General features: G+C 52.7%; 20 protein-coding genes. 8 read left to right on the top strand and 12 right to left on the bottom strand.

Annotation, left to right across the window (positions count from 1 at the left end; translation table 11 throughout):
• Window positions 1–121 precede the first annotated feature (121 nt).
• Window positions 122–2,767, bottom strand: coding sequence for an aminopeptidase N (gene pepN, locus ACTJI9_RS06155; RefSeq protein WP_440806656.1), 2,646 nt, complete (start codon window positions 2,765–2,767; stop codon window positions 122–124).
• A gap of 366 nt (window positions 2,768–3,133) precedes the next feature.
• Here pepN and ACTJI9_RS06150 point away from each other — a divergent pair, with 366 nt between their 5' ends.
• Complete coding sequence (locus ACTJI9_RS06150) at window positions 3,134–4,057, top strand: DMT family transporter (protein WP_440806945.1); 924 nt, start codon at window positions 3,134–3,136, stop codon at window positions 4,055–4,057.
• Between the two features lie 3 nt (window positions 4,058–4,060).
• Here ACTJI9_RS06150 and ACTJI9_RS06145 read toward each other — a convergent pair whose 3' ends face one another.
• The 3 genes from ACTJI9_RS06145 to ACTJI9_RS06135 all read right to left on the bottom strand — a co-directional run bounded on the left by ACTJI9_RS06145 (window position 4,061) and on the right by ACTJI9_RS06135 (window position 6,903).
• Window positions 4,061–5,308, bottom strand: coding sequence for an MFS transporter (locus tag ACTJI9_RS06145; protein ID WP_115051922.1), 1,248 nt, complete (start codon window positions 5,306–5,308; stop codon window positions 4,061–4,063).
• A 91-nt stretch (window positions 5,309–5,399) separates the two neighbouring features.
• Window positions 5,400–6,284, bottom strand: a complete 885-nt coding sequence (locus ACTJI9_RS06140; protein WP_337353762.1) for a uracil-DNA glycosylase — start codon at window positions 6,282–6,284, stop codon at window positions 5,400–5,402.
• Between the two features lie 16 nt (window positions 6,285–6,300).
• Window positions 6,301–6,903: a hypothetical protein gene (locus ACTJI9_RS06135; protein WP_440806654.1), complete on the bottom strand. Its 603-nt coding sequence runs from the start codon at window positions 6,901–6,903 to the stop codon at window positions 6,301–6,303.
• A gap of 291 nt (window positions 6,904–7,194) precedes the next feature.
• Here ACTJI9_RS06135 and ACTJI9_RS06130 point away from each other — a divergent pair, with 291 nt between their 5' ends.
• Window positions 7,195–8,862, top strand: a complete 1,668-nt coding sequence (locus ACTJI9_RS06130; protein ID WP_115051919.1) for an electron transfer flavoprotein-ubiquinone oxidoreductase — start codon at window positions 7,195–7,197, stop codon at window positions 8,860–8,862.
• A 36-nt stretch (window positions 8,863–8,898) separates the two neighbouring features.
• Here the strand turns inward: ACTJI9_RS06130 and ACTJI9_RS06125 are convergent, their stop codons facing one another.
• Window positions 8,899–9,906 carry an endonuclease/exonuclease/phosphatase family protein gene (locus ACTJI9_RS06125; RefSeq protein ID WP_440806652.1) on the bottom strand — a complete coding sequence of 336 codons (1,008 nt, stop codon included), beginning with the start codon at window positions 9,904–9,906 and terminating at the stop codon, window positions 8,899–8,901.
• A gap of 469 nt (window positions 9,907–10,375) precedes the next feature.
• Between ACTJI9_RS06125 and ACTJI9_RS06120 the strand changes: the two genes are divergently transcribed.
• On the top strand, window positions 10,376–10,726 hold the full coding sequence (locus tag ACTJI9_RS06120) for a VOC family protein (protein ID WP_115051916.1): 351 nt from the start codon (window positions 10,376–10,378) through the stop codon (window positions 10,724–10,726).
• 14 nt (window positions 10,727–10,740) lie between these two features.
• Here ACTJI9_RS06120 and ACTJI9_RS06115 read toward each other — a convergent pair whose 3' ends face one another.
• Window positions 10,741–11,187 carry a MarR family winged helix-turn-helix transcriptional regulator gene (locus ACTJI9_RS06115; RefSeq protein ID WP_307283700.1) on the bottom strand — a complete coding sequence of 149 codons (447 nt, stop codon included), beginning with the start codon at window positions 11,185–11,187 and terminating at the stop codon, window positions 10,741–10,743.
• Window positions 11,188–11,255: 68 nt separating this feature from the next.
• Here ACTJI9_RS06115 and ACTJI9_RS06110 point away from each other — a divergent pair, with 68 nt between their 5' ends.
• The gene (locus ACTJI9_RS06110) at window positions 11,256–12,017 is read left to right on the top strand and encodes a VOC family protein (protein ID WP_440806648.1); all 762 of its coding nucleotides are present in this window, start codon (window positions 11,256–11,258) and stop codon (window positions 12,015–12,017) included.
• 3 nt (window positions 12,018–12,020) lie between these two features.
• Here the strand turns inward: ACTJI9_RS06110 and ACTJI9_RS06105 are convergent, their stop codons facing one another.
• Together ACTJI9_RS06105 and ACTJI9_RS06100 are read right to left on the bottom strand one after the other, a co-directional pair.
• Window positions 12,021–13,529: an AMP nucleosidase gene (locus tag ACTJI9_RS06105; RefSeq protein WP_336440951.1), complete on the bottom strand. Its 1,509-nt coding sequence runs from the start codon at window positions 13,527–13,529 to the stop codon at window positions 12,021–12,023.
• Window positions 13,530–13,573: 44 nt separating this feature from the next.
• Window positions 13,574–13,738: a hypothetical protein gene (locus ACTJI9_RS06100; RefSeq protein WP_162802424.1), complete on the bottom strand. Its 165-nt coding sequence runs from the start codon at window positions 13,736–13,738 to the stop codon at window positions 13,574–13,576.
• Window positions 13,739–13,918: 180 nt separating this feature from the next.
• Here ACTJI9_RS06100 and ACTJI9_RS06095 point away from each other — a divergent pair, with 180 nt between their 5' ends.
• Window positions 13,919–14,620 (top strand): glutathione S-transferase N-terminal domain-containing protein, encoded by a 702-nt coding sequence (locus ACTJI9_RS06095; protein ID WP_440806645.1) that lies wholly within the window; start codon window positions 13,919–13,921, stop codon window positions 14,618–14,620.
• A 914-nt stretch (window positions 14,621–15,534) separates the two neighbouring features.
• A complete protein-coding gene (locus ACTJI9_RS06090; protein WP_440806643.1) occupies window positions 15,535–16,656 on the top strand; it encodes an ABC transporter substrate-binding protein in 1,122 nt (373 codons plus the stop codon).
• 92 nt (window positions 16,657–16,748) lie between these two features.
• Here the strand turns inward: ACTJI9_RS06090 and ACTJI9_RS06085 are convergent, their stop codons facing one another.
• Complete coding sequence (locus ACTJI9_RS06085) at window positions 16,749–17,096, bottom strand: DUF2147 domain-containing protein (protein WP_115051910.1); 348 nt, start codon at window positions 17,094–17,096, stop codon at window positions 16,749–16,751.
• 479 nt (window positions 17,097–17,575) lie between these two features.
• Here ACTJI9_RS06085 and ACTJI9_RS06080 point away from each other — a divergent pair, with 479 nt between their 5' ends.
• Complete coding sequence (locus tag ACTJI9_RS06080) at window positions 17,576–17,842, top strand: tetratricopeptide repeat protein (protein ID WP_115051908.1); 267 nt, start codon at window positions 17,576–17,578, stop codon at window positions 17,840–17,842.
• Window positions 17,843–18,090: 248 nt separating this feature from the next.
• Window positions 18,091–18,273 (top strand): hypothetical protein, encoded by a 183-nt coding sequence (locus ACTJI9_RS06075; RefSeq protein ID WP_115051907.1) that lies wholly within the window; start codon window positions 18,091–18,093, stop codon window positions 18,271–18,273.
• Window positions 18,274–18,304: 31 nt separating this feature from the next.
• Here ACTJI9_RS06075 and ACTJI9_RS06070 read toward each other — a convergent pair whose 3' ends face one another.
• From ACTJI9_RS06070 to ACTJI9_RS06060, 3 genes are all read right to left on the bottom strand, one after another.
• Window positions 18,305–20,293 (bottom strand): acetyl-CoA carboxylase biotin carboxylase subunit, encoded by a 1,989-nt coding sequence (locus ACTJI9_RS06070; protein ID WP_440806943.1) that lies wholly within the window; start codon window positions 20,291–20,293, stop codon window positions 18,305–18,307.
• Between the two features lie 210 nt (window positions 20,294–20,503).
• Window positions 20,504–22,111, bottom strand: a complete 1,608-nt coding sequence (locus ACTJI9_RS06065) for a carboxyl transferase domain-containing protein (RefSeq protein WP_440806640.1) — start codon at window positions 22,109–22,111, stop codon at window positions 20,504–20,506.
• 17 nt (window positions 22,112–22,128) lie between these two features.
• On the bottom strand, window positions 22,129–23,136 hold the full coding sequence (locus ACTJI9_RS06060) for a hypothetical protein (RefSeq protein WP_440806637.1): 1,008 nt from the start codon (window positions 23,134–23,136) through the stop codon (window positions 22,129–22,131).
• Window positions 23,137–23,187 lie beyond the last annotated feature (51 nt).

Genomic DNA, 23,187 nt, shown 5'->3' with positions numbered 1-23,187 from the left:
TGGCAGCCGGAATCACAATCAAAAGAAGAGCTTATAAGCCTTTGATAAGACTCAAATTCCCTCCGGAGATTGTCCGGAGGGAATAAGGTGGTGGGCCGGTGGATAAGTTTTTCGCAACCGTTTAGGCCAGCGTGCGCTCGACAATATCGCGCACATCCGTCGAAAGACCGGCAACAGAGGCGATGCTGGCGAGGGCTTCCCGAGCGTGTTCGCGGCGTTCCGGTTCGAAGGACCGCCATGAACGCATCGCAGTCAAAAGCCGGGCTGCAAGCTGGGCATTTTTCTTGTCGATTGTCAGGATTGTCTCTGCAAAAAACTGGTAGCCTTTGCCATCTGCACGGTTGAACCCTGTCTGGTTACCGCTCGAAAATGCGCCGATCAGCGAGCGTGTGCGGTTAGGGTTGTCGAGCGAAAAGAGCTGGTGCTTCATCAGTTCATTGACTTTGCCGAGCGCGCTTTCACCCGGTTGCATAGCCTGCACAACAAACCACTTATCCATCACCAGCGCATCATTTCCATATCGCGCTTCAAAGGCTTGCAAAGCGTCGTTGGTCGCAGTGCTTGTGCCAAAGCGCTGGACGAGAACGTTGAGCGCCGCAGCGCGCTCAGTCATATTGTTTGCTTGTTTAAACTGTTTGGATGCACGCTTCGGGTTACCATCGGCAACACTTAAATAATCCAGCAGGACATTGCGCAAGGAACGGCGACCCGCACCTGCCGCATCCGGATTGAACGCGCCGTGATGTTCCAGCTCGTTATAAAGCTGTTCAAACTTCTCCCCATGGGCTTCAGCCACGGCAAGAATAAGTGCATCGCGACTGCCCAAAATGGCTTCCGGGTCAATATTGGCGCCAAGCTCGCGCGCAATATCGCTTTCGGAAGGAACATTGAGACACAGGGCACGGAAGGCTTCGTCCAAGGCATTATTAAAGGCCAGTTCCCCCAGAAGCCGGATCGATGAGCTTTCAATAGTCGCTGGCTTACCGCCTCGAACGCGTTTCGAATTGCTGGTGAGCTTGGAATTGAGCAGTTGCGTCAGAGCCTGCCAACGCGTCACCTCATCGCGGTCATTGCGAGCCAGGAAGGCAAGATCAGAACGTGTCAGCTCGCTGGTCATCGTCACAGGTGCAGAAAAACCGCGCAGCAGCGAGGGAACAGGACGCTCTGTAATCCCAGAAAAGGTAAAGCGCTCTTTGCGCTTGCGTAGATGAATAACATCGTCCTTGACCAATCCGCCCTTTGTTGCGCGTGGCCGAATCTCGCGGCCCTTGGTGCCCAACAGTCCAAATTGGATTGGAATGTGCATTGGTTTCTTGGAGGGCTGACCGGGTGTTGGCTTTAAAGATTGTTCTATCTCAATCTCGAAAGTCTTGGTTGCCTGATCGTAATCATAGGTGATTGCAAGATTCGGTGTTCCGGCTTGATCATACCAGAGCGCGAACTGGCTCAAATCTTCCCCCGAAGCATCTTCAAATACCTTGATAAAGTCTTCGATGGTGGCCGCATCGCCGTCATGGCGTTCGAAATATAGATCCATGCCTTTACGGAAAGTCTCTGCACCAAGGATTGTACGGATCATCCGTACGACTTCCGAGCCTTTTTCATAGACAGTGGATGTGTAGAAATTATTGATCTCGCGGAACTGGCGCGGGCGCACCGGATGGGCGAGGGGACCTGCATCTTCGGGAAACTGATGGGCCTTCAGGCCTTTGACTTCGGCAATACGTTTAACGGCGCGCGAGCGCATATCCGCAGAGAATTCATGATCGCGATAGACGGTCAGCCCTTCCTTGAGGCAAAGCTGGAACCAGTCGCGGCAAGTGATTCTGTTTCCTGTCCAATTGTGGAAATATTCATGGGCGATGACAGCTTCAATACCGGCATAATCGACGTCGGTCGCAGTGTCCGGCTCGGCAAGAACATATTTATCGTTGAAGACGTTAAGTCCCTTGTTCTCCATTGCGCCCATATTGAAATCCGAAACGGCAACAATGTTGAACACGTCGAGATCATATTCACGCCCGAATTTTTCCTCGTCCCATGCCATGGAACGCTTCAGCGCATCCATGGCATAAAGCGCACGGCTTTCCTTGCCATGCTCAACATAAATGCCAAGATTGACTGGTCGTCCGGACGCTGTGGTGAATGTGTCGGTTATAACGCCAAGGTCACCCGCAACGAGAGCGAAGAGATAGGCCGGCTTTGGATGCGGATCGTGCCAGATGGCGAAATGGCGGCCGTCGTCAAGCGTGCCTTTCTCACCCGGATTGCCGTTGGACAGCAGCAGTGGAGCTGCGCTTGTCTCGGCTTCGACGCGAACAGTGTAGACTGAAAGCAGATCAGGCCGGTCCAGATAATAGGTAATGCGACGGAAGCCTTCTGCTTCGCATTGCGTGCAGTAGACATTGCTTGAACGATAAAGCCCGGTAAGCTGCCGATTGGCAGTTGGGTTGATTTCGGTTGTAATTTCCAACGTAAAAGTTTCGGCCTCAGGTAGTCCGCGAATTTCCAGTCTGTCGGGTGTAACCACATAGGTATTATCGCCCAACGCCACGCCATCGATGCAAATGGATTCGAGCTTTAACTCGTCGCCATCCAAAATGAGCGGCGTATCAAGTGCGACGCCTTCCCTGCGCTCGATTTTCAGCGTGGACTTAACGATTGTCCGCTCCGGGTGCAGACGAAAATCGAGATGTGTCTCAGGAATAAGAAAATCGGTTGGCTTATAGTCTTCCAGATGAAAAACCTGGCCGGTATCGGTACGCATAGATAACTGTCCTTCAAAAGCAATTCCAGGAAAAGTGGGAACCGGTTTTCCGTCCGGAGTTGCGTATAATAAAAAGATGGAACGGCACTGGGGCTTCAATGAAGAAACAGACCGTTTCATTGCGGCGGACCCTAACCGTGTTTTGCATCGCGCACAACAAATGCGGATGTTCACCCGATATATGGCGCAAAAACGCAACGTGATTGGTTTTTGTCTGGCGCCGCCTTGGAAACCGTCCTAAAGATATATCAGTTAAATTTCCATACCCTCGCTACAAATGCTCCAGCTCCCAAGGATTATTCCACTGTGTCCACGATAGTTCACCCTAAAGAAGGTGAACCGCTCAATGCGAACACCGTTCGCACAATGAATGTCATGCTCGGAATCAGCCTGAAGATCGCATCAGTATGCGTCTTCGTGGGCATGTCGAGCCTTCTTAAAGCCTCCGATGGTATTCCCGCGGGGCAGCTTGTCTTCTTTCGCTCCTTCTTTGCAATCTTTCCGGTCATCGCGTTCATCGCCTGGCAGGGGCAACTTGCTGTGGCATTCAAAACCAAAGAGCCTTTCAGCCATTTTTGGCGTGGCTTTGTCGGCGTGAGTGCCATGAGTTTGAGCTTTTACGGTCTGACAAAATTGCCCCTGCCGGAAGCAATTGCCATCAGCTACGCGACGCCGCTTCTGACAGTCGTGTGCAGCGCGATCTTTTTGAAAGAAACAGTGCGCCTTTATCGCTGGTCGGCGGTTGGTGTCGGTCTCATTGGCGTACTCATTATTCTTTGGCCGCGCATGTCGTTCTTTACCGGGGAAAGCGAGTTTGGCGGGGATCAAGCCATAGGTGCCTTGGCAACTTTGGGTGGGGCGGGGCTCGCGGCTATCGCCATGTTGCTGGTGCGAAAGCTGGTACAGACAGAGCGAACGCCAACCATTGTTGTCTATTTTTCAATCGCTTCGAGCCTGATTGCTTTGGTTAGCTTTCCATTCGGCTGGGTGTGGCCTACTGGCTTGCAGGCAACTTATCTTATCATGGCGGGAATTGCCGGTGGCGTTGCGCAGATCCTTTTGACCGAGAGCTATCGCCATGCGGATATGTCGGCCATTGCGCCGTTCGAATATACATCAATGCTGCTCGGCCTTGCCATTGGATATCTTCTGTTCGGCGATATTCCCACTTGGGAAATGATCATCGGCGCAACGATCGTCATCGGCGCTGGTATTTTCATCATCTACCGCGAGCATCGTCTTGGGCTTGCGCGCGCCCGGGCCAAAAAGGCATCGACGCCACAGGGTTGAGTGTCATTCGTCAGGAACGCCTTCACTAAGTGGATGAAGGTTGAATGTTTCTGGCGTTTGCGGTCTGTCATGGGCGCCTATGGCAAAGTCCGGGCGCTCGGAAGGAGCTTGCGGAGCACGGCGCAAACTGCGCCAGAACGCATAGCCGCCATAGGCAGCATAGGTGATTGCCATGGTGACGAAGAAGCCGGATGGACCGTTCATATCCATAAGGCGGCCGGCAATTTGCGGGCCGATCATGCTGCCAATGCCATAAACGATCAGCAGTCCGCTCGAAATCTTTACGAATTCGCTCGGCTCGGCAAAGTCATTGGCATGGGCGACGTTGAGCGAATAGATCGGAAACAGCACGGTCCCGAATGCAAACATCAGCGTGTAGATCACCCATGGGGTGTTGGGTTGGACAAGGATCATCGTAATTGAGATCAGCACGCCGCCAATTCCCGCCACAACCATGACATAACGCCGGTCAACGAAGTCAGATATCCGGCCAATCGGATATTGGAACAATGCGCCACCGATCATCGAACTTGCGATCATGGTTGCTATGCCGAATGTGGAAAGGCCGATATCCCGGCCATAGACCGCCGAAAGAAAGTTCCAAGCCCCGGCAATGATGCCAGCAAGCAAGGAGCCGACCATGGCAGCCGGAGATTTTCGGTAAAGACCGGGCAGATCAAGCGAAACTTGCGTTAGTGGACGAGGGGACTGTGCATTGGATAGGCCCGTGGGGACAAGCGCGGCTGCGTAGATCAGCGCACCGACCATAAAAAGCACATGGGTAGCGGGATTTCCGAAGGGCAGGATATATTGACCCACCAGCAACCCCAGCATGGATACGATCATATAGATGGAAAAAACCATGCCGCGTGTGGCGTTTGTCACGCGCTCATTGAGCCAGCTTTCGATGACCATGTAGCTTCCGGCCAGCGAAAAACCAGCCAGTGCCCGAAATAATGTCCAGGCCCATGGGTCCATGATCAGCCCATGCATCAGCATAGACATGCCCAGCAACGTCAATAGTACCGCAAAAACCCTGACATGGCCGACGCGCCGCACAAGGCGCGGCACAACGATACACCCACCGGTGAAGGCAAGCGCATAGCCCGTGCCCATCCAACCGATTGTCGTGGGCGACCAACCCTCCATGCCGGCACGCAGCGGCAGAAGAATGCCTGCCAGCCCTCCTGCTGTCAGCATCAAGAACGTGCTGGTCAATAATGCCGTGATGGGCAAGAGCTGGCGAAACATGATGTTATCCTGATTACAATGAACCTTATCGCGCAGCACAGCTTGGCGCGCCGGAAATTACGACACTGCATCTCCGGTTTTGCGGCAGGTTTTAATCGGTAAGGGCACGTAGCCGTAATTTGACGCTGAGGAAATCCCGCCAAGCAAACTTTTTCTGCGCTGAATTGCGCAGCAGATAGGCCGGGTGGAGCGTTGGCATGACGGGAATTTGATTTCCTGATCCTGTCAAATGGGTTTTCCAATTTCCACGAAGGCGTAAAATGCCCTCAGGAGCATTGGTCAATGCCTTTGCCGCAGGACCACCGAGCGCCACAAGTAATTTCGGATTTGCCAGCTCGATTTGCCGCTCGAAAAAGGGGCGGCAAATTTCAGTTTCCAAAGGCGTTGGCGTTCTGTTTCCGGGCGGACGCCATGGAATTGTATTGGCGATATATACGCTTTGCCTGTCGAGACCGATTGCAGCCAACATGCGGTCGAGCAACTGGCCTGAGCGGCCAATGAAGGGTATGCCCTCCAGATCTTCTTCGCGGCCCGGCGCTTCACCGACAAACATGATCGCCGCTTGCGGATTGCCATCGGCAAAGACCAGATTCTTTGCTGTAAATTTAAGATTACAACCATCAAATGCTGCCAGCTGTTCGCGCAGTTCCTCCAATGTCGTCGCGTTCGCCGCCATCTGCCGGGCCATGGCAATCTTGGCATCATCGGGCACGGATGCCTTGCTGAGCGTTGATGGTGCGGAGGCGCTTGCATCGATGGGCGGTTTTAAGCCGGCGGGTGAGGGCGCATTTGAGCGAGTGGCAACAGGAGCCTGCTGAGTCTGTGCCCGCTTGGTATCAACCTGCGAAAACCTGTCGACAGGCGTGTCGACCAGCGGAGTATCGACTCCCGCCTCGGCATAATAGTGCAAGATTTCGCTTAACGTCGACAATGGATAATCCTTCTCATCCTTGAAGTCGCAAATTGCAGTGTGCATTGCAAGCTCAAGACGTTTAAGAGGAGGGAATGCGTGGGTCCTGCACAAGATAAAATGTACGTTTGGGCGTAAAGTCGGCTATCGGAAAGCCAAAGCTGGCATTCTCGCCGGGATCAATCTTTCCATCGCGGAATATCATCCGGTCATAGGGCTCGAAATCATCGCTGAAACTTGCGTAGCCATATGAGTCGATAGCGTCCTTCTTGTCGCCCGGCTGATAGAAGGACAGCCCATCGCCATAGTCGCTTGGCACATTCAATTGCTCCTGCAACTCGAAGCCAAATTCTACCCAAGGGTGACCACTGCCATTGGTTACTTCGACACGCATGTGAAACAGGATGCCGATATCTTCGGCAGGATCTTTAAGATTGGTCTGTTCGGTTCGAATGATCAGGACTGTGGGCGTTGTCGAATGGAACTCTTCGGTCAGGATAATCGGGTCTTGCCTTGTGCCTTTTCCGCTTACGCCGATAATCGTAAAGCCTCCCATTTCATCGGAAAAAGTATAGCGGCCTGCACTCCACAATCTTCCAGATTCAGCTTGGGCTGCGATGCTCGCGAAAAACAGAACGCACCCGGTTATCAGGCTTAAAGGCCAGCGCAGAGTCATCCACCTCATCCGGCCCTCCCAAGCGGTTGCGTTCAACGTGGTCGGCAATTTGATTGCAGGATTATGACGGAAAAGAGCGGGGGCGCAACAGCTGTAAGGAACTAGCGAGCGACCTCTTCTGCAGATATATTGACGTTTACGTTAAAGTAAGTATAAAAATATGCCGGCTAGTCGTGGAATGAGGGCAATTGGCCGCATCTGATAGGCGCGACTCATTGTGGCAAACAGTTATTGTTGCGCTACAAATCAAAAAAACGACGCGCCACCGGCGCATAAGGGAATTTACTGCAGGAGGAATGCATGAGCGAGACAATTGAACTTCCAGAGCGCGAGAGCATGGAGTTTGATGTCGTGATCGTCGGCGGCGGGCCTTCCGGCCTTTCTGCTGCCATCAGGCTCAAGCAAATCAACCCCGAGCTTTCAGTTGTCGTCCTTGAAAAGGGCGGCGAGGTGGGCGCACACATCCTTTCCGGTGCTGTCGTTGATCCGATCGGTGTCGATAAGCTCTTGCCGGGTTGGCGCGAAGAGGAGGGGCATCCCTTCAAGACGCCTGTGACCGCGGATCATTTTCTTGTGCTCGGACCAGCGGGCTCTGTGCGTTTACCGAATTTCGCCATGCCGCCGCTGATGAACAATCATGGCAATTTCATTGTTTCACTAGGCAATGTGTGCCGTTGGCTTGGCACAAAGGCCGAGGAGCTCGGCGTCGAAATTTACCCGGGCTTTGCCGCAACCGAAGTGCTCTACAATGATAGCGGTGCTGTCATTGGCGTTGCGACGGGCGATATGGGTATTGAAAAAGACGGTTCGCACGGCCCAGCCTATACGCGCGGCATGGAACTGCTGGGCAAGTACACGCTTATTGCTGAAGGCGCGCGGGGCTCTCTTGCCAAACAGCTTATCAACCAGTTCAAGCTCGATGAGGGCAAGGAGCCAGCTAAATACGGTATCGGCTTGAAGGAACTCTGGCAGATTGATCCTGCAAAGCACAAACTTGGACTTGTACAACATTCATTCGGCTGGCCGCTTGACATGAAAACAGGTGGCGGATCGTTCCTCTATCATTTGGAGGACAACACGGTCGCGGTCGGGTTTGTCATGCATCTCAATTACAAGAACCCCTATCTGTCGCCATTCGAAGAATTTCAGCGTTTCAAAACCCACCCCGCCATTCGTGGTATTTTCGAAGGTGGAAAACGTCTTGGCTATGGTGCGCGTGCGATTACCGAAGGCGGCTGGCAATCTGTACCGAAGCTATCTTTCCCGGGCGGTGCGCTGCTTGGTTGCTCCGCCGGGTTCGTCAATGTTCCGCGTATCAAGGGTTCGCATAATGCAATGCTATCAGGCATGCTTGCCGCAGAACATGTTGCAGAAGCGTTGGCGACAGGCCGGGCCAATGATGAACTGATTACTTACGAAAATGCATGGCGCACCAGCGAAATCGGCAAGGACCTCAAGCGTGTCCGCAACGTCAAGCCGATGTGGTCAAAGCTTGGCACCATTGGCGGCGTCGCCCTCGGTGGTCTCGATATGTGGCTCAATACAATTTTTGGCGGCTGGTCGCCTTTTGGTACCTGGAAACATGGCAAGAATGATGCGGCATCGCTGGAGCCAGCGGCAAATTACAAGCCGATTGCCTATCCGAAGCCAGATGGCGTCCTGACTTTTGATCGTCTTTCCTCAGTATTCCTCTCCAATACAAATCATGAAGAAAACGAACCAGCCCATCTGATCGTCAAGAACATGGCGCTTCAAAAGACTTCCGAGCACGATATTTTTGCCGGACCATCAACACGCTATTGTCCGGCTGGTGTTTATGAGTGGGTTGAGGAACCAACCGGCCCGAAATTCGTGATCAATGCGCAGAACTGCGTTCACTGCAAGACTTGCGATATCAAGGACCCGAACCAGAATATCAATTGGGTACCGCCGCAGGGTGGCGAGGGTCCTGTCTACACCAATATGTAAAACTGCAACGACGAGCTACGGTGATGCTGAAAGCCGCTACTCAGACTTTTCAAGCATCACTGTCTGCTGCTCTGGCTCGTTGCCGTCATCGACACCGGCAATTGAAAAGCGCAGCAGAAGCGGCAGGTGGTCCGAGCCTACAGGTTCAAGAGTTTCGACCTGTGTCGAGACAACCCTGTCTGACACCAGTATGTGGTCCAGCGGCAGGCCAATCCATTTGGCCGCGCGCGCCAGGGTTCCGTTTACCAGCCAGCTTGGGCGCAAGCCCTCTGCAATGCGTGTCTTGCTATATTGTGTGATGTTTTTTAGCGTTTGGCTCCACGGTACAGCATTAAAATCACCTGAAATAATCAACGGTCCTTCGAGTTTTTCGAAATAGGGCCGGATTTCCTCGACATTCCAGTCCTGCGCGAAAGGCCATGGCCAATCCAGATGCAACGATGCAATTATGGCGCTGCGTCCGCCAAAGTCGATCCTCGCAACAGCAACGAGACTATCAATACAGATCGGAGTTGAGCCCAATGCGAAGGGACGCCGCGAAAGGATCGCTGCGCCTCCTATTGGGCTGCGATTAGAGCAGTAAAACGTATAAGGATAACGCGCTTCTATGGCTTTAAGTCGGGGGCGCCAATTGTCGGAAACCTCCTGCAAGGCAATGACATCGGGCGACTCGCTACCGATCAACCGGAAAACCTCCGCCTGCTGCTCATTGTCATAGCGCAGATTCAGTTGCAGCAGCTTGTACTGCGCCAGGGGCGTGGGCGTAGCCTCTGCGCCGGGGGCGGTCGGCGGTGTCAGTACCGTAGCCAGGGCAGTCATGCTTAATACGATTGCCATTATTCCTTCGCGCCAAAGACGAAGAAACAGCGCTGGCAATGCAGACAGAGCCATGAGCACGGCAAGATGCATACGAAAATGCGAAAAAGAATCGAGCGCTGGATGTGCAGCACCGAAAAAACCAAGCACCAGAGGTATGGAAAACAGAACCGGTATCAATACGGCTGCGAGCTTGATCCAGGATTGCTTGTTCTTCGTCATCATCATTCCGCATTAACCCGGCAATTGCGACGCAATCAAGATGCGATTTTCGTTGGATAGTAACAACCTGAGCACTGCTGACGGCACAAATTATACAACTGTGCGTTCGTTGTTCTCCATCGGGTTTCCAGCCAAATATCGGGTAGTTTTGAGGGCAGAAACAGTGTGGGCCGAGCGAACCGGCCCATCGGGAAGATGGGCTTCCCGACTGGGCATCAGCCTTGCCGTTAAAACTGGAGGTAAACTATGCGGTACATGCCGTTTAGCGTTACTCTTACTGTGAAAAAGACCCGGACTAGCTGGTGGCTCAGCATCCGGGTCCATTTCAAATAGTAAGATATAGAGGGGTGGGCGGAAATCCGCCCCTCACTCCGCTTCCAAATATAGCATCATTGGAACTATTTCCAAGCAACTTGTGGTTGGACTTTCGCTCAGCAAACCTATCCATTAGGTCTTGCGATGATGGAGAATTGCCATGGCTGTAAAACGTATTGTTGCAAACCTGCCTGCGGAAGACCCGCAGGCCTTGCGCTCGTTCTACGAAGCTTTGTTCGATCTGCAAGTTGTCATGGATCATGGTTGGATTTTGACTTTTGCCTCGCCGGAAGGAACAAAGCCTCAATTGAGCGTGGCGAGCCAAGGCGGCTCCGGCACGATCGTCCCCCGGATATCAATAGAAGTCGACAATGTGGACAAGATCTACGATCTCGTCAAAGCTGCCGGTCATGAGATCGTTTACCAGATAACTGACGAACCATGGGGTGTTCGCCGCTTCTATGTTCGCGATCCATCCGGCGCGATCATAAATGTGCTGGAGCAGAGCTAGTCCCGCATTCTTCTCTAAAGCAACTTCCTCAGATCGTTGAGCAATCGCCCTTGTTCGCCAGGCGTCAAGACCTGTTCAAGTTCGCCATGCGTACTCACCCATATGGGCATCACGGCAGCGAGCAGATGCAATCCCTTATCCGTCAAAGTCAGGAGGCGGCTCCGCTTGTCGCTTGGGTCGACCATGGTCGTGATCAGACCACGTCTTTCCATTGGCTTTAGCGCGGCAGTAAGTGTCGTGCGGTCCATGGCAAGCAAAGAAGCAACAGAACTGAGATTTGGCGGCTCTGGCCGGTTCAATGACATCAGCAAGGAAAATTGGCCGTTGGTCAGTTCGTGGGGGCGAAGCGCTTCATCGAACATTCGCGCCAAAGAGCGAGCGGCCCGCTGAACGGTCAGGCACATGCAGTGATCGCGAACGTGAATAGTGGTTTCGAAAGTAACAGAGATCGTCTTTGACATGATTTATTTATGTTGATATCAACATATTTGTCAACATTCAGATACAGATCGTGGTGGGAGGAATTATCATGAGCGGAAACTTTATCTGGTACGAATTGCTGACGAGCGATACGCAGGCTGCCGAAGCTTTTTATACCCATGTCGTAGGGTGGGGGGCGGAGGATTCTGCTAACTCTCCTGTGAAATATACATTGCTGACCGTCGACAAGGCTCCCGTAGCGGGACTGATGTCGGCAAAGGATGCGAAGGTGGAGGGCGTTCCGCCCATGTGGTCAGGTTACATCATGGTTGATGACGTGGCTGGCTATGTGGAGCGTGTGAAGGAGACCGGCGGCAAAGTTCACACCGATATTATGGAGATTCCTGGCGTGGGGACATTCGCGGTTGTCGCCGACCCGCTGGGCACTCCCTTCCAGCTATTCAAGCCATCCAAGCAGGCCCCGGATAATTATCCTGCGCCTTTTACAACTGGCACCATTGGCTGGCATGAACTTGTGTCGGGCGATGCTGACAAGGCTTTCACATTCTACTCCACGCTGTTTGGCTGGACCAAGGGTGAAGCCATGGATATGGGGCCAATAGGCACCTATCAGATATTCAATGTCGACGGCCAGATGTATGGCGGCATGATGACCAGCACCGACGCTGCCGATGTAAAGCTCTGGCGGTTCTACTTCATCGTCGACAATATCGACGCAGCGGTCGCGCGCATCAAGGAGAAAGGCGGCCAGGTAACAACCGAGCCCATGGCTGTTCCGGGTGATGCCTGGATCATCGAGGGCCGCGATCCGCAGGGCGCATATTTTGCTCTTACCGGACCGCGTAAATAATCCCTATTGGAAAGCCATCTCGAAGAAGCTGCGCAATTTTCGCGAGTGCAGCTTCTCTGGCGGCATTTCAGCAAGTTTTTCCAGTGCGCGAATACCAATCTGCAAATGCTGAGCGACCTGCCGCTTGTAAAATTCAGTCGCCATGCCCGGAAGCTTCAACTCGCCATGCAATGGCTTGTCCGAAACACAAAGGAGCGTTCCATAAGGCACGCGGAAGCGGAAACCGTTTGCAGCGATTGTGGCGGACTCCATATCGAGCGCTATCGCGCGTGATTGCGAAAGCCGCTTTACCGGGCCGCGCTGGTCACGCAGTTCCCAGTTTCTGTTATCGATTGTGGCAACAGTGCCGGTGCGCATGATCCGCTTCAGATCATAGCCTTCAAGCCCGGTAACTTCCGCTACTGCCTGTTCCAGCGCAACCTGCACCTCAGCCAAAGCAGGGATCGGCACCCATACAGGCAGATCATCGTCGAGAACGTGATCTTCGCGCACATAGGCGTGGGCAAGCACATAATCGCCCAAAGCCTGCGTATTGCGCAGACCGGCGCAATGGCCAAGCATAAGCCAGGCATGCGGCCGCAACACAGCAATATGGTCGGTTATAGTCTTGGCGTTGGAGGGACCTACGCCAATATTGACCATGGTAATGCCGGAACCATCCTCGCGCGCCAGATGATAAGCCGGCATTTGCGGTAGCCTGCCGATTGGTACGCCGGATGTGGGGGCCTCATCGCCCGCTTCTGTGATGAGGTTGCCCGGCTCGATAAAACGTTCATATCCGCCGCCGCCAGCCGCCATAAGCCCCCGCGACAAGGCGCAGAACTCATCAATGTAAAACTGGTAATTGGTGAACAGGACATAGTTCTGGAAATGCATCGGGCGCGTGGCCGTATAGTGCGACAAGCGATGTAATGAATAGTCTACGCGCTGCGCGGTAAATGGCGAAAGCGGCATGATACTATCGAGATCATCGGTTTCGTATTCGCCGTTGACGATCCGGTCGTCGGTCGCAGCCAAATCCGGCACATCGAACAGATCACGCAACGGCAATAGAAAAGCGTCGGCGACCGAGGAGTCGACATGTGTGCCTTCCAGAAATGCGAAGTGAATAGGAATCGGTGTTGTTGATTCCTGCACGGTAACGGGACGGCCATGGTTGCGGATAAGCAGGCGGATCTGTTCTTCGAGATAATTATCGAAAAGATCCGGCCGGGTTATCGTCGCTGAATATTGCCCAGGTGCCGACACATGGCCAAAGGCAAGCCGCGAGTCGATCTGCGCATAGCTTGATGTTGAGAGGCTCACCTCAGGATAAAAAGCACGAAAATGCGTTGCATCTCCCGCTTCACCTCTTGCTACACTGTCGAAAGCATCCCGCAAAAATTGGGTATTGCGTTCGTAAAGCGCGCTGAGTGCCTGAACGGCGGCCTTGGCATCTGTAAATTCCTCTGCCTCAACATGGGCTGGCATGCTGATGGAGGCTGTTTTCCTGGTTCCGATTCGTTTGTCCATCACCCAATATAGTGATTCAGTGCGACATTTGAAAAGCGGTCAGCTTAAACTCTTTGCAGGCTGACCAGCAAAACCAAACCTATCCCACCATTTGAGGGCGACCGGCTTTCATAGCTTGCGGCAAAAGCAATGACAGGACCGACAAGAATGGCTGAAAATATCAATGCCCTTAAAAACAGCAGCGAGTAATTGGCAGTTGTATTTAACATGGTCGTTTCCCCGAAAGCGGCTTGGTCAGTAATGTCTGAGAACGACTTTGCTCCGGATTAGCTGAACTGGTGCTGATCTTGTTGTTCATCAACTGTTCAACAAGCGCTGTGCGAGCCCCTTGTGAAAGGACAATGGCTGCCTATGTTTAAAATCCAATCGACCCACTCATGGAGACGGATATGACAAGCCAAACCAAGCCGATCGAGCTTTACTACTGGCCCACACCCAATGGATGGAAAATTTCCGTCATGCTTGAAGAGCTCGGTGTTCCTTACGACGTGAAGCTGGTAAATATCGGCAAGGGCGACCAGTTCGAGCCGTCATTTCTGAAAATCGCTCCCAATAATCGCATGCCCGCTATTATTGATCCGGAAGGGCCTGACGGTCAGCCGATCTCCATTTTTGAATCTGGAGCGATCCTGCAATATCTTGGCCGGAAGTTTGGCAAGCTCTATCCGCAGGACGAACGTAAGCGGGTCGCTGTTGAAGAGTGGTTATTCTGGCAGGTCGGCGGACTCGGGCCCATGGCAGGTCAGGCACATCATTTCCGTAATTATGCGCCCGAAAAGATCGAGTATGGCATTAATCGCTACACGAACGAGGTCAATCGACTTTATGGAGTGATGAATCGCCGCCTTGAAGGCAGGGATTTTCTTGCAGACGAATACTCCATTGCTGATATCGCCTCCTATGGCTGGACGATTTCTCACGCCAACCAGGGCCAGGATCTCAATGATTTCCCTAATCTGAAGCGCTGGTTTGAAGCGATCCGCGCGCGTCCGGCGGTCGAGCGTGGCGTAGCCGTTGGTAAGGAAGAGCGCCGTAATCTCGCGGACGATAAGGAAGCTCAAAAGATTCTGTTCGGTCAAACAGCCCGCTAATCGCTGACGATAGCAAAAAGTAGCAGTAGCTTGCCGTGGCCAAGGAGGCACAAAATAGGCTCTTTTGGGCAGAGAGCCTATTAATTCTGCGCCGACCGTAAAGCCGATGCAACGAGCCCGCAGTCAGACGGGTGGGATACGCCAAGCGGGTGGCCGTAGCCGAGCTGATAAGGCTATAGCCGGGCCGATAAGTCTGCGGCAAAGCTGATAGCTGTGCCAGACTGGTAGCATTAGCCATAATCTGGTTGGCAGGTAAGTCCGAGATCAACTTGTAAGACTGCGCTGAGCTGGCAGCAGTAGCCGAGCCAATACGGCCGGGCAGCCAATAAGTCCGCGGCCAATAATGCCAGGCAATAAAAAGCAGTCATGGAGGGTATCCATGACTGCTTTGCATTCCTATAATTTTTGCCCGTAACCAGCAATACTGGCTCAGACCCTTGGTTCTGCTTCGATCAACCGAATAAAATACATCCGGATGAAGCCATCAGCGCTAACGATGTTTGAAATATCGCTGCACAGCCACCCTGAAACTTTTAACAATTACGCGCTGGGAGGATGCGCGTAAAAATTATGGCCTCGTAGATATCGATCGCAGAATAAAATAATCTTTATAATTGATACTAAAACAGCAACATTTAAAATGTAGCCAATCTATACTTCACTTGGATTTCGCGCGCAATTATACCTTAGTCTAAGACTGCCACTTTAATGAATTGGCATTTCAGATGCTGGATGAAAGCGTTTGATGCGCAAATGCTTGTAAAGCGGTTGCTTTATAGACGCTGATCGAATCGATATCGGAACGGCAGCCAGCCCTGCATCGGTTCATTTCAACCATGATCTGTAAATTTTGCTGGCGCACATTCTAATTGCATGTAGGCTCCAACCGCTTTTCTTTAGAAAAAGGGGGAACCATGCCTTTCAAGAAAATTCTCTATGCGGGTCTGATTACCGCTGCTTTCGGCGCCTCATCGGCTATGGCCGAAGATATCGAGATTGCGGTGGCCGGCCCGATGACCGGCCAACTTGCCAATATTGGCGATCAGTTCAAACAGGGTGCTCAGGCCGCTGCCAACGCGATCAATGAAAAGGGCGGCATTATGGGCCGCAAGATCAAGCTCGTCATGGAGGATGACGTTTGCGATCCAAAGCAGGCCGTTTCCATCGCCAACCGCATTGTCGCTGCCGGTATCAAGTTCGTCGATGGTCATGCTTGCTCGGGTTCGAGCATTCCGGCTTCTTCGGTCTATGCTGAAGCTGGCGTATTGATGATGACGCCCGCTTCGTCAAATCCGGAATTGACCGACGCCGCTGCAAAGAATGGCTGGCCGACGATCATGCGCCTCTACACGCGCGATGATGCGCAGGGCGAATTTGTCGGACCTTGGATTGCCGAGAAGTACAAGGGCAAAAACGTCGTGGTTCTTCACGACAAGGGCGCCTATGGCAAGGGACTTGCAGATGCCGTCAAGGGCAAGATGAATGAAGCGGGGCTGAAGGAAATTCTTTATGACGGCATCAATGCCGGTGAAAAGGATTATTCTGCGCTTATTACCAAGCTGAAGGATTTGAAGGCCGATTTCGTTTATTTCGGTGGCTATCATCAGGAAGCAGGGCTCATCCTGCGGCAAGCGGCAGACCAGAACTTCAAATTTCAGCTGATGATGGGCGACTCCATCGCATCTCCAGACTTCTGGGCCGTTTCCGGTCCTGCAGCTGAGGGGGTTATCTTCACCTTCCCAGCCAATCCGCAAGTTCGGCCTGAAGCCAAAGCAGCAGTGGAAAAGATCAAGGCTGGCGGTTTTGTACCTGATGGCTTTACGCTGTTTTCCTACGCCGTTATTGAAACTTTCGCACAAGGAATTGAGCGTGCAGGCGGTGATGATCCGGCAAAGGTCGCGGAAATTCTCAAGGACGGCACGCCCGTGAATACCGTCATTGGCCCTGTCGTTTTTGATGAAAAGGGCGATATCAAGGATGCCAAATACGATATTAATATTTGGCATGATGGAGCTTACGCACCCATAAAGGAATAATGCGGGGACCTTGCTCTCAATGAACTGGGTTTAAAAGAATGGGCAGGCAGGTTCTTTACCTTGCCTGCCCCTTTTCAATCCCGGCCCACAGATTACTGACGCGTCAAGCTCTCGCTTTTGCAGATGAGACCACCCATCACGCATCCGGACAGCGAAAGCGTGTCGCCTTTGGCGCTGGCCTTGCCATTATAAGTCTTGCCCTCATCAAGCTTGTTGACGGTGCCTTTATAAGAGCCATCCTTGCCTGCCATGGAGCCGATGGACTTGCCCTTATATTCGCCGGTCATCACTGTACCGCAATATTTGTCCCCGCCGCAGGATGAATACTGGATAATTGTGCCGTTAGGGCGCTTCCAGGAACCAACGATAGGCTCGTCAGCCATTGCTGATCCAGTCATAAGGGCAAAGCTGGCGCAGGCCAGTAAAATTTTGAGCTTCATAATATCCTCCCGGTGAAGCGAACCAGCTCTCCGCCTGTTCGCAATAGTGCTTACGCGCACGTAAAGGTAATTTAAAATGCGAAGGAAGGGAAGTATGTCCAAACGGCAATTTTCTCCGGGGCAATGGCTTTTATAAGAAGGTTTGACTTGGGCTTCGGCGGGCCCCGAAAATCGGAACTCAATATTCCAATCGGATATGTGGTTAGCAAAGGCTTGAAATCGCTCTGGCGCATTTTAGGCGAATTTTTGACAAACGCCCGTATTGCCTGGAGCATTATATTTAACGAATTCCGAAGTTTACCAATTGTTTTTGTTTTGTTTGATCCCGGTTAATCATGCCCTTTAACAGCAATTTCAAGCCTCTCCTTCATTATCGGAAGCATCAAAAGAGCACGCCAAAAACAAACAGGCGGTTCTCAGAAGTCTGACAGGGCTTTCGTTTGACGCATACGAAATAGGTTCAACAGGGGTTTGGTAAAATGGCACGCTTTGATCTTCAAAATCTGGAAAATGGCCACATTGCTGGTGCGGCTCAGACAGATATTCTTTTTGAAATGGGCATCATGTATGCGACCGGTCGCGACTGTTCCGTCGATCTTGTGGCTGCCCATAAATGGTTCAATATCGCTGCAATCAAAGGTTGTGATCGTGCCGCCAAGCTGCGCGCTGAGATCGGGGCAAAAATGCCAAAGGCTGATATCGCCGTTGCTCTTCGTGAAGCGCGCGAATGGATGACCACTCACTGACTTCGTTTCACAAAGCAATAAAAGTATAAAACTTTAATCAAATTCCGTTTATTGGCGATTTTTGTGGAAAATAATCAAAATTAATTAGCGGGCGCTTGGTTCGGTCGAATATTTTGTTCGACTGGTAAAATAAATGGTATATTTCCGACATAGTGCTTTGACAATTTTCAAGCTTTTCGCGTATTGAAGATGCGGTGAAGTGCTACAACCTGCGCGTGTGCGCGATTGATAATGAAGACGGAAAACATATGCTGGACGATTTGGAGAGGTTGTTATCAAGTTTAATTGACGCTCAAACACAACTCATAACGATGTGTGCCAAATCAAAATCTTTTCCTGACAACAATACTTTGCAGAAGATTGCCACACTTGAGCTCAACATTGCGGCTGTAGAAACTGCTATTGCCAACCTGCCAAAACAGTCCGGATAGGTTCGACTCCGGCGCTGCCTCCACGAGGCGGCTATTCATTCGTCTCAAATCGCACCAGCGATGATTTTTCTTTGACTTGCGAGCTTTCCGTTACGATTTCGGCAATTTTGCCGTCATGCGGCGCGGTGATAGTGTGTTCCATCTTCATCGCTTCGAGCACCAGCAATATTTGACCCTTTTTGACCATATCGCCTGCTGAAACGCGCACTGACTTTACCAGACCAGGCATGGGGGCACTGAGACGGTCTGCGGCATTGCCCGCTGCTTCCGCAAGGAGGAACGGGTCCGTGACGGCAAAGCTTGAAACCGCCCCTTTGGAAAGCACGGCGATGCCATTGGGTATAGCCGCTGTCTTGGCGCGCAGATTGATGCCTTTTCCGGTCACATGCCAGCCGCTTGCATCACGCCGAACCTTCACTTCAATTTTTCCTGCTGGCCCGGAAAGCATGAAGCGCTCATTGTTGAGTATAGCCACGCCATAACGCACGGGCTTTTCTTCCTCAATGAGTGTTACGGGATAGGCGGGGGAACTGAGATGGCTGTAGCCGCGCAGGGTCGCCCATGGGTCATCCGAGGCTGGCTGTTCCAGTAATCCGCTTGCCGCAATGATTGCCAGTTCTTTTGCACCGGCAGCTGTGGCTGATGGCGCCACGAGGCTGGCAAGATCGCGATCAATAAGGCCGGTGTCCACATCACCGCTGCCGAAACCTTCATGACGGATCAGGGCTGCGAGAAAGGCGAGGTTGGTGGTTGTGCCTGCAATCTCGGTTTGCACCAGCGCGCTTTCCATGGCTGCCAATGCTGCTGTCCGGTCGGCTGCGTGGACAACAACCTTTGCAATCATCGGGTCATAAAACGGCGAGATCGTATCGCCTGCGCGCACGCCAGTCTCGATGCGAATATCACCATTGGTCACGTTGTCGGGGAATGCCAGATGGTGCAGCGTGCCGATTGCCGGAAGAAAGCTGCGGGCAGGGTCTTCCGCATAAAGCCGCGCCTCAACGGCATGACCATTCAGTGCGATTTGCTTTTGCGTGAGCGGAAGTTTTTCGCCGGCAGCCACCCGCAATTGCCATTCGACCAGATCAAGTCCGGTGATCATTTCCGTAACGGGATGCTCAACCTGAAGGCGAGTGTTCATTTCCATGAACCAGAAACGGTCGGCTTTTAGACCTTCACTGGCATCGACGATGAATTCGATGGTGCCCGCGCCGGAATAATTGATCGCCAAAGCAGCCTTCACCGCAGCGCTGGTCATTGCCGCGCGCATTTCGGCGGTAATGCCCGGAGCAGGGGCCTCTTCAATCACCTTTTGGTGGCGGCGCTGTAGCGAGCAATCACGCTCATAAAGATGCACGGCATTGCCGTGATTATCGCCGAAAACCTGAACTTCAATATGGCGCGGCTTGGCAACATATTTTTCAACCAGCACACGGTCATCGCCGAAAGCGCTTTTTGCCTCACGCCGCGCACTACCCAGCGCCTCGGCAAAATCGTCGGGATTGTCGACCTTGCGCATGCCTTTGCCGCCGCCGCCAGCGCGGGCCTTGATCAGCACTGGATAGCCGATTTCCCGCGCTTTGGAGGCCAGAACCACCAGTTCCTGCGCTTCGCCGTGATAGCCTGGAACAACGGGCACCCCGGCCTTTTCCATCAGGCGCTTGGCGGCATCCTTTAACCCCATGGCACGAATGGAATCGGCGCTTGGGCCGATGAAAACCAGTCCTGCTTTCACCACTGCATCGACAAATCCGGGATTTTCCGAAAGAAACCCATAACCGGGATGGATGGCCTCGGCTCCCGTGGCAAGCGCCGCTTCAATAATGTGGTCCGCCCGCAGATAGCTGTCGGTGACAGGAGCGGGTCCGATATTGACCGCCTGGTCCGCCATGGCGACATGCAAAGAGTGCGCATCCGCATCGGAATAAACGGCAACGGTGCCGATCCCCATGCGCTGCGCCGTGCGAATGACTCGGCAGGCGATTTCACCACGATTGGCAATGAGAATTCTTGAGAACATCTTTGTCATGGGCATTGTATCTCGCTTGTTCGGCATGCGCCTTGTGCGTGGTTCGACAAGCTCACCATGACGGAGGTTGCCGCTTTGCCTGCACGCTGGAGTATCTGGGGCTTTGCAATCCTCAGTTTTCCCTCATGGTGAGCTTGTCGAACCACGCTGGACCGGATTGCTAATGTGGGATTTATTATGAGCATTGGAGTTGCCATCCCATCACATCCGGAACATGCCAAAGCGCGTTTCTTCCACTGGTGCGTTCAGTGCGGCGGATAGGGATAGCGCCAGCACTTCGCGGCTCTTTGCCGGATCGATGATGCCGTCATCCCACAGCCGTGCCGAGGAATAGAGCGGGTGGCCTTCGCGCTCATATTTTTCAAGGATAGGCGCACGGAAAGCCGCTTCATCGGCGGCAGGCCATTCAGCCCCCTTGCGCTCAATTCCCTCGCGCTTGACCAGTGCCAGAACCGTTGCCGCCTGTTCGCCGCCCATAACGGAAATGCGTGCGTTCGGCCACATCCACAGGAAGCGCGGGGAGAAGGCGCGTCCGCACATGCCGTAATTGCCAGCGCCAAAGGAGCCGCCAACGATCATCGTCACTTTCGGCACCCGGGCTGTTGCAACGGCGGTCACAAGCTTTGCGCCATCCTTGGCGATACCGCGTGCCTCATAAGAGCGCCCGACCATGAAACCGGTAATGTTTTGCAGGAAAACCAACGGGATGCCGCGCTGGGTGCAAAGCTCGATGAAATGCGTACCCTTGAGTGCGCTCTCCGAAAACAAAACGCCATTATTGGCGATGATCCCGACCGGCATGCCGTAAAGATGGGCAAAGCCGGTAATCAGCGATGTCCCGTAATTTTGCTTGAACTCGTCAAACTCCGAGCCATCGACAAGCCGCGCGATAAGTTCACGCGCATCGTAAGGCTGGCGGAGATCTGTCGGCACAATGCCGTAAAGCTCATGCGGATCATAAAGCGGCGGAATCACTTTGCGAAGGTCGAGCCCTATCTCTTTCTTTCGATTCAGGTTTCCGACAATGCGGCGGGCAATGGCAAGCGCATGCGCGTCATCCATCGCATAGTGATCGGCCACGCCGGAGTCGCGCGTATGGACTTCCGCTCCGCCTAGGTCTTCTGCTGAAACTTCTTCCCCTGTGGCTGCTTTGACGAGGGGAGGACCGGCCAGAAAAATCGTCGCCTGTCCCTTCACCATGATCGTTTCTTCCGACATGGCCGGCACATAGGCGCCGCCCGCCGTGCACGAGCCCATCACCACAGCGATCTGCGGAATGCCTGCCGCCGACATATTGGCCTGATTGTAGAAGATGCGACCGAAATGCTCGCGGTCAGGAAACACCTCATCCTGATTAGGCAGATTGGCGCCGCCACTATCGACCAGATAGAGGCATGGCAGATTATTCTGCATGGCGATTTCCTGCGCCCGCAAATGCTTCTTTACTGTGAGAGGATAATAGGTGCCGCCTTTGACCGTCGCATCATTAATGACGATCATGACTTCCTTGCCGGAGACACGCCCGATCCCGGCAATCATGCCAGCCGAGGAGATGTTGTCGCCATACATATCCCACGCTGCAAACTGACCGATCTCCAGAAATGGTGAGCCGCTGTCCAGAAGCTGCGCAAGTCGTTCACGCGGCAAAAGCTTGCCGCGCGAGCTATGCCGCGCGCGCGCCTCATCGGTGCCGCCTTTGCTGACCACTTCCGCTTTGGCGCGAATATCATTGACCAGTATCTGCATCCGCTGTGCATTGGCCTTGAAGGTTTCGGTGTCGGTAGAGATTTGCGAGGTCAGAATGCTCATGCGTTTCCTTTAGGGTGCTATTTCAACGGCCTAAAAATCTGAATTCTGTTATTGCGACGTATGTAGACTTCGTCAGACAGCAGGCTGAAACCTTCCTTGAAGGTAATCCTGATAACGTCACGGGCTATGTTGGCGGCGCCCGGAATTGCTGCGTCAATGACAAATAATTCGTCCATGCGCGGTACAACAAAGATCGCGCCCTCGGGATATTTATTGTCGAGAGAATCCCAAAAACTATCGAGCAGTACAAGCGAGGTGGAAAGAAAAGTATTATTGTCCACCTGAAAGCGGTCTACCACACCTGCAACATTGTCTTTCTGAATTGCTGATAGTTTTTGCGTTACATTCTCAAGCGAAATATCGCGCAATTCCTCCAAGGAATAATCGGGTAAATCCTGAACGGAAAGAGGAGACATCGCTTCGGGAAGATCGACCATATAGACGGCATGAAGCTTACCGGCGATTTGCTCCTGCTTTATCTTAACGCCGAGCTTTGCAGTTTCTTCTACATATTCCTGTGAGCGAAGAACAATCACAAGGTCGTTGATATCATTCGGCGTCGATTTGCCGGAATCTAAGATCTGCACGCGCTGTCTTATGGCTTCCAACACATCCGGGTCACCCTGCGCCTGTATCCGCCCATAAAGATTGGCAAGATCAAAGCCGAATTCCTTGTCCTTATATTTGCCGGTAATAAGCGCAGCCATTGTTTTATCGGCAGTGATATCGGTCATGCCCGGCATTTTCTTCAATATCTCGATCACATAGAGGCGGAGTTCTTCCATGCTAGAGAATTTTCGCGATTTGGCAAAAGTCGCGCCTGATGATGAGAGGAAGGCGAATGCTGGAACAAATGCCAGTAACTTTCTTCGGTTAAGTAAGATTTTCATGAAAAATTCCGATCTGAAAATAGGTAATAAAAAGCGAAAAAATATAGTCTTCCGCCCAGCAAAATAAACGCTGAACGGTGCATATTCCAGACGGTGTCCGGAATGGTTCAATTGATATGGCTGAGATAAGATCATCTCTTTCTGCCGGTCCTCATATCAATACTTGATTGATCAATGATGATTGCC

The sequence above is a fragment of the Phyllobacterium sp. 22552 genome (genome assembly GCF_052044585.1).
GTDB lineage: Bacteria > Pseudomonadota > Alphaproteobacteria > Rhizobiales > Rhizobiaceae > Phyllobacterium > Phyllobacterium ifriqiyense.
Note: the sequence above shows the minus strand (reverse complement) of the source record. Positions and strands in the feature narration are given on the sequence as shown.

Coding starts and splice junctions, on each gene's coding strand:
- pepN (WP_440806656.1), bottom strand. CDS start 2,767: ATGCGTACCGATACCGGCCAGGTTTTTCATCTGGAAGACTATAAGCCA.
- ACTJI9_RS06150 (WP_440806945.1), top strand. CDS start 3,134: ATGAATGTCATGCTCGGAATCAGCCTGAAGATCGCATCAGTATGCGTC.
- ACTJI9_RS06145 (WP_115051922.1), bottom strand. CDS start 5,308: ATGTTTCGCCAGCTCTTGCCCATCACGGCATTATTGACCAGCACGTTC.
- ACTJI9_RS06140 (WP_337353762.1), bottom strand. CDS start 6,284: ATGCACACTGCAATTTGCGACTTCAAGGATGAGAAGGATTATCCATTG.
- ACTJI9_RS06135 (WP_440806654.1), bottom strand. CDS start 6,903: ATGAGGTGGATGACTCTGCGCTGGCCTTTAAGCCTGATAACCGGGTGC.
- ACTJI9_RS06130 (WP_115051919.1), top strand. CDS start 7,195: ATGAGCGAGACAATTGAACTTCCAGAGCGCGAGAGCATGGAGTTTGAT.
- ACTJI9_RS06125 (WP_440806652.1), bottom strand. CDS start 9,906: ATGATGATGACGAAGAACAAGCAATCCTGGATCAAGCTCGCAGCCGTA.
- ACTJI9_RS06120 (WP_115051916.1), top strand. CDS start 10,376: ATGGCTGTAAAACGTATTGTTGCAAACCTGCCTGCGGAAGACCCGCAG.
- ACTJI9_RS06115 (WP_307283700.1), bottom strand. CDS start 11,187: ATGTCAAAGACGATCTCTGTTACTTTCGAAACCACTATTCACGTTCGC.
- ACTJI9_RS06110 (WP_440806648.1), top strand. CDS start 11,256: ATGAGCGGAAACTTTATCTGGTACGAATTGCTGACGAGCGATACGCAG.
- ACTJI9_RS06105 (WP_336440951.1), bottom strand. CDS start 13,529: ATGGACAAACGAATCGGAACCAGGAAAACAGCCTCCATCAGCATGCCA.
- ACTJI9_RS06100 (WP_162802424.1), bottom strand. CDS start 13,738: ATGTTAAATACAACTGCCAATTACTCGCTGCTGTTTTTAAGGGCATTG.
- ACTJI9_RS06095 (WP_440806645.1), top strand. CDS start 13,919: ATGACAAGCCAAACCAAGCCGATCGAGCTTTACTACTGGCCCACACCC.
- ACTJI9_RS06090 (WP_440806643.1), top strand. CDS start 15,535: ATGCCTTTCAAGAAAATTCTCTATGCGGGTCTGATTACCGCTGCTTTC.
- ACTJI9_RS06085 (WP_115051910.1), bottom strand. CDS start 17,096: ATGAAGCTCAAAATTTTACTGGCCTGCGCCAGCTTTGCCCTTATGACT.
- ACTJI9_RS06080 (WP_115051908.1), top strand. CDS start 17,576: ATGGCACGCTTTGATCTTCAAAATCTGGAAAATGGCCACATTGCTGGT.
- ACTJI9_RS06075 (WP_115051907.1), top strand. CDS start 18,091: ATGCTGGACGATTTGGAGAGGTTGTTATCAAGTTTAATTGACGCTCAA.
- ACTJI9_RS06070 (WP_440806943.1), bottom strand. CDS start 20,293: ATGTTCTCAAGAATTCTCATTGCCAATCGTGGTGAAATCGCCTGCCGA.
- ACTJI9_RS06065 (WP_440806640.1), bottom strand. CDS start 22,111: ATGAGCATTCTGACCTCGCAAATCTCTACCGACACCGAAACCTTCAAG.
- ACTJI9_RS06060 (WP_440806637.1), bottom strand. CDS start 23,136: ATGATCTTATCTCAGCCATATCAATTGAACCATTCCGGACACCGTCTG.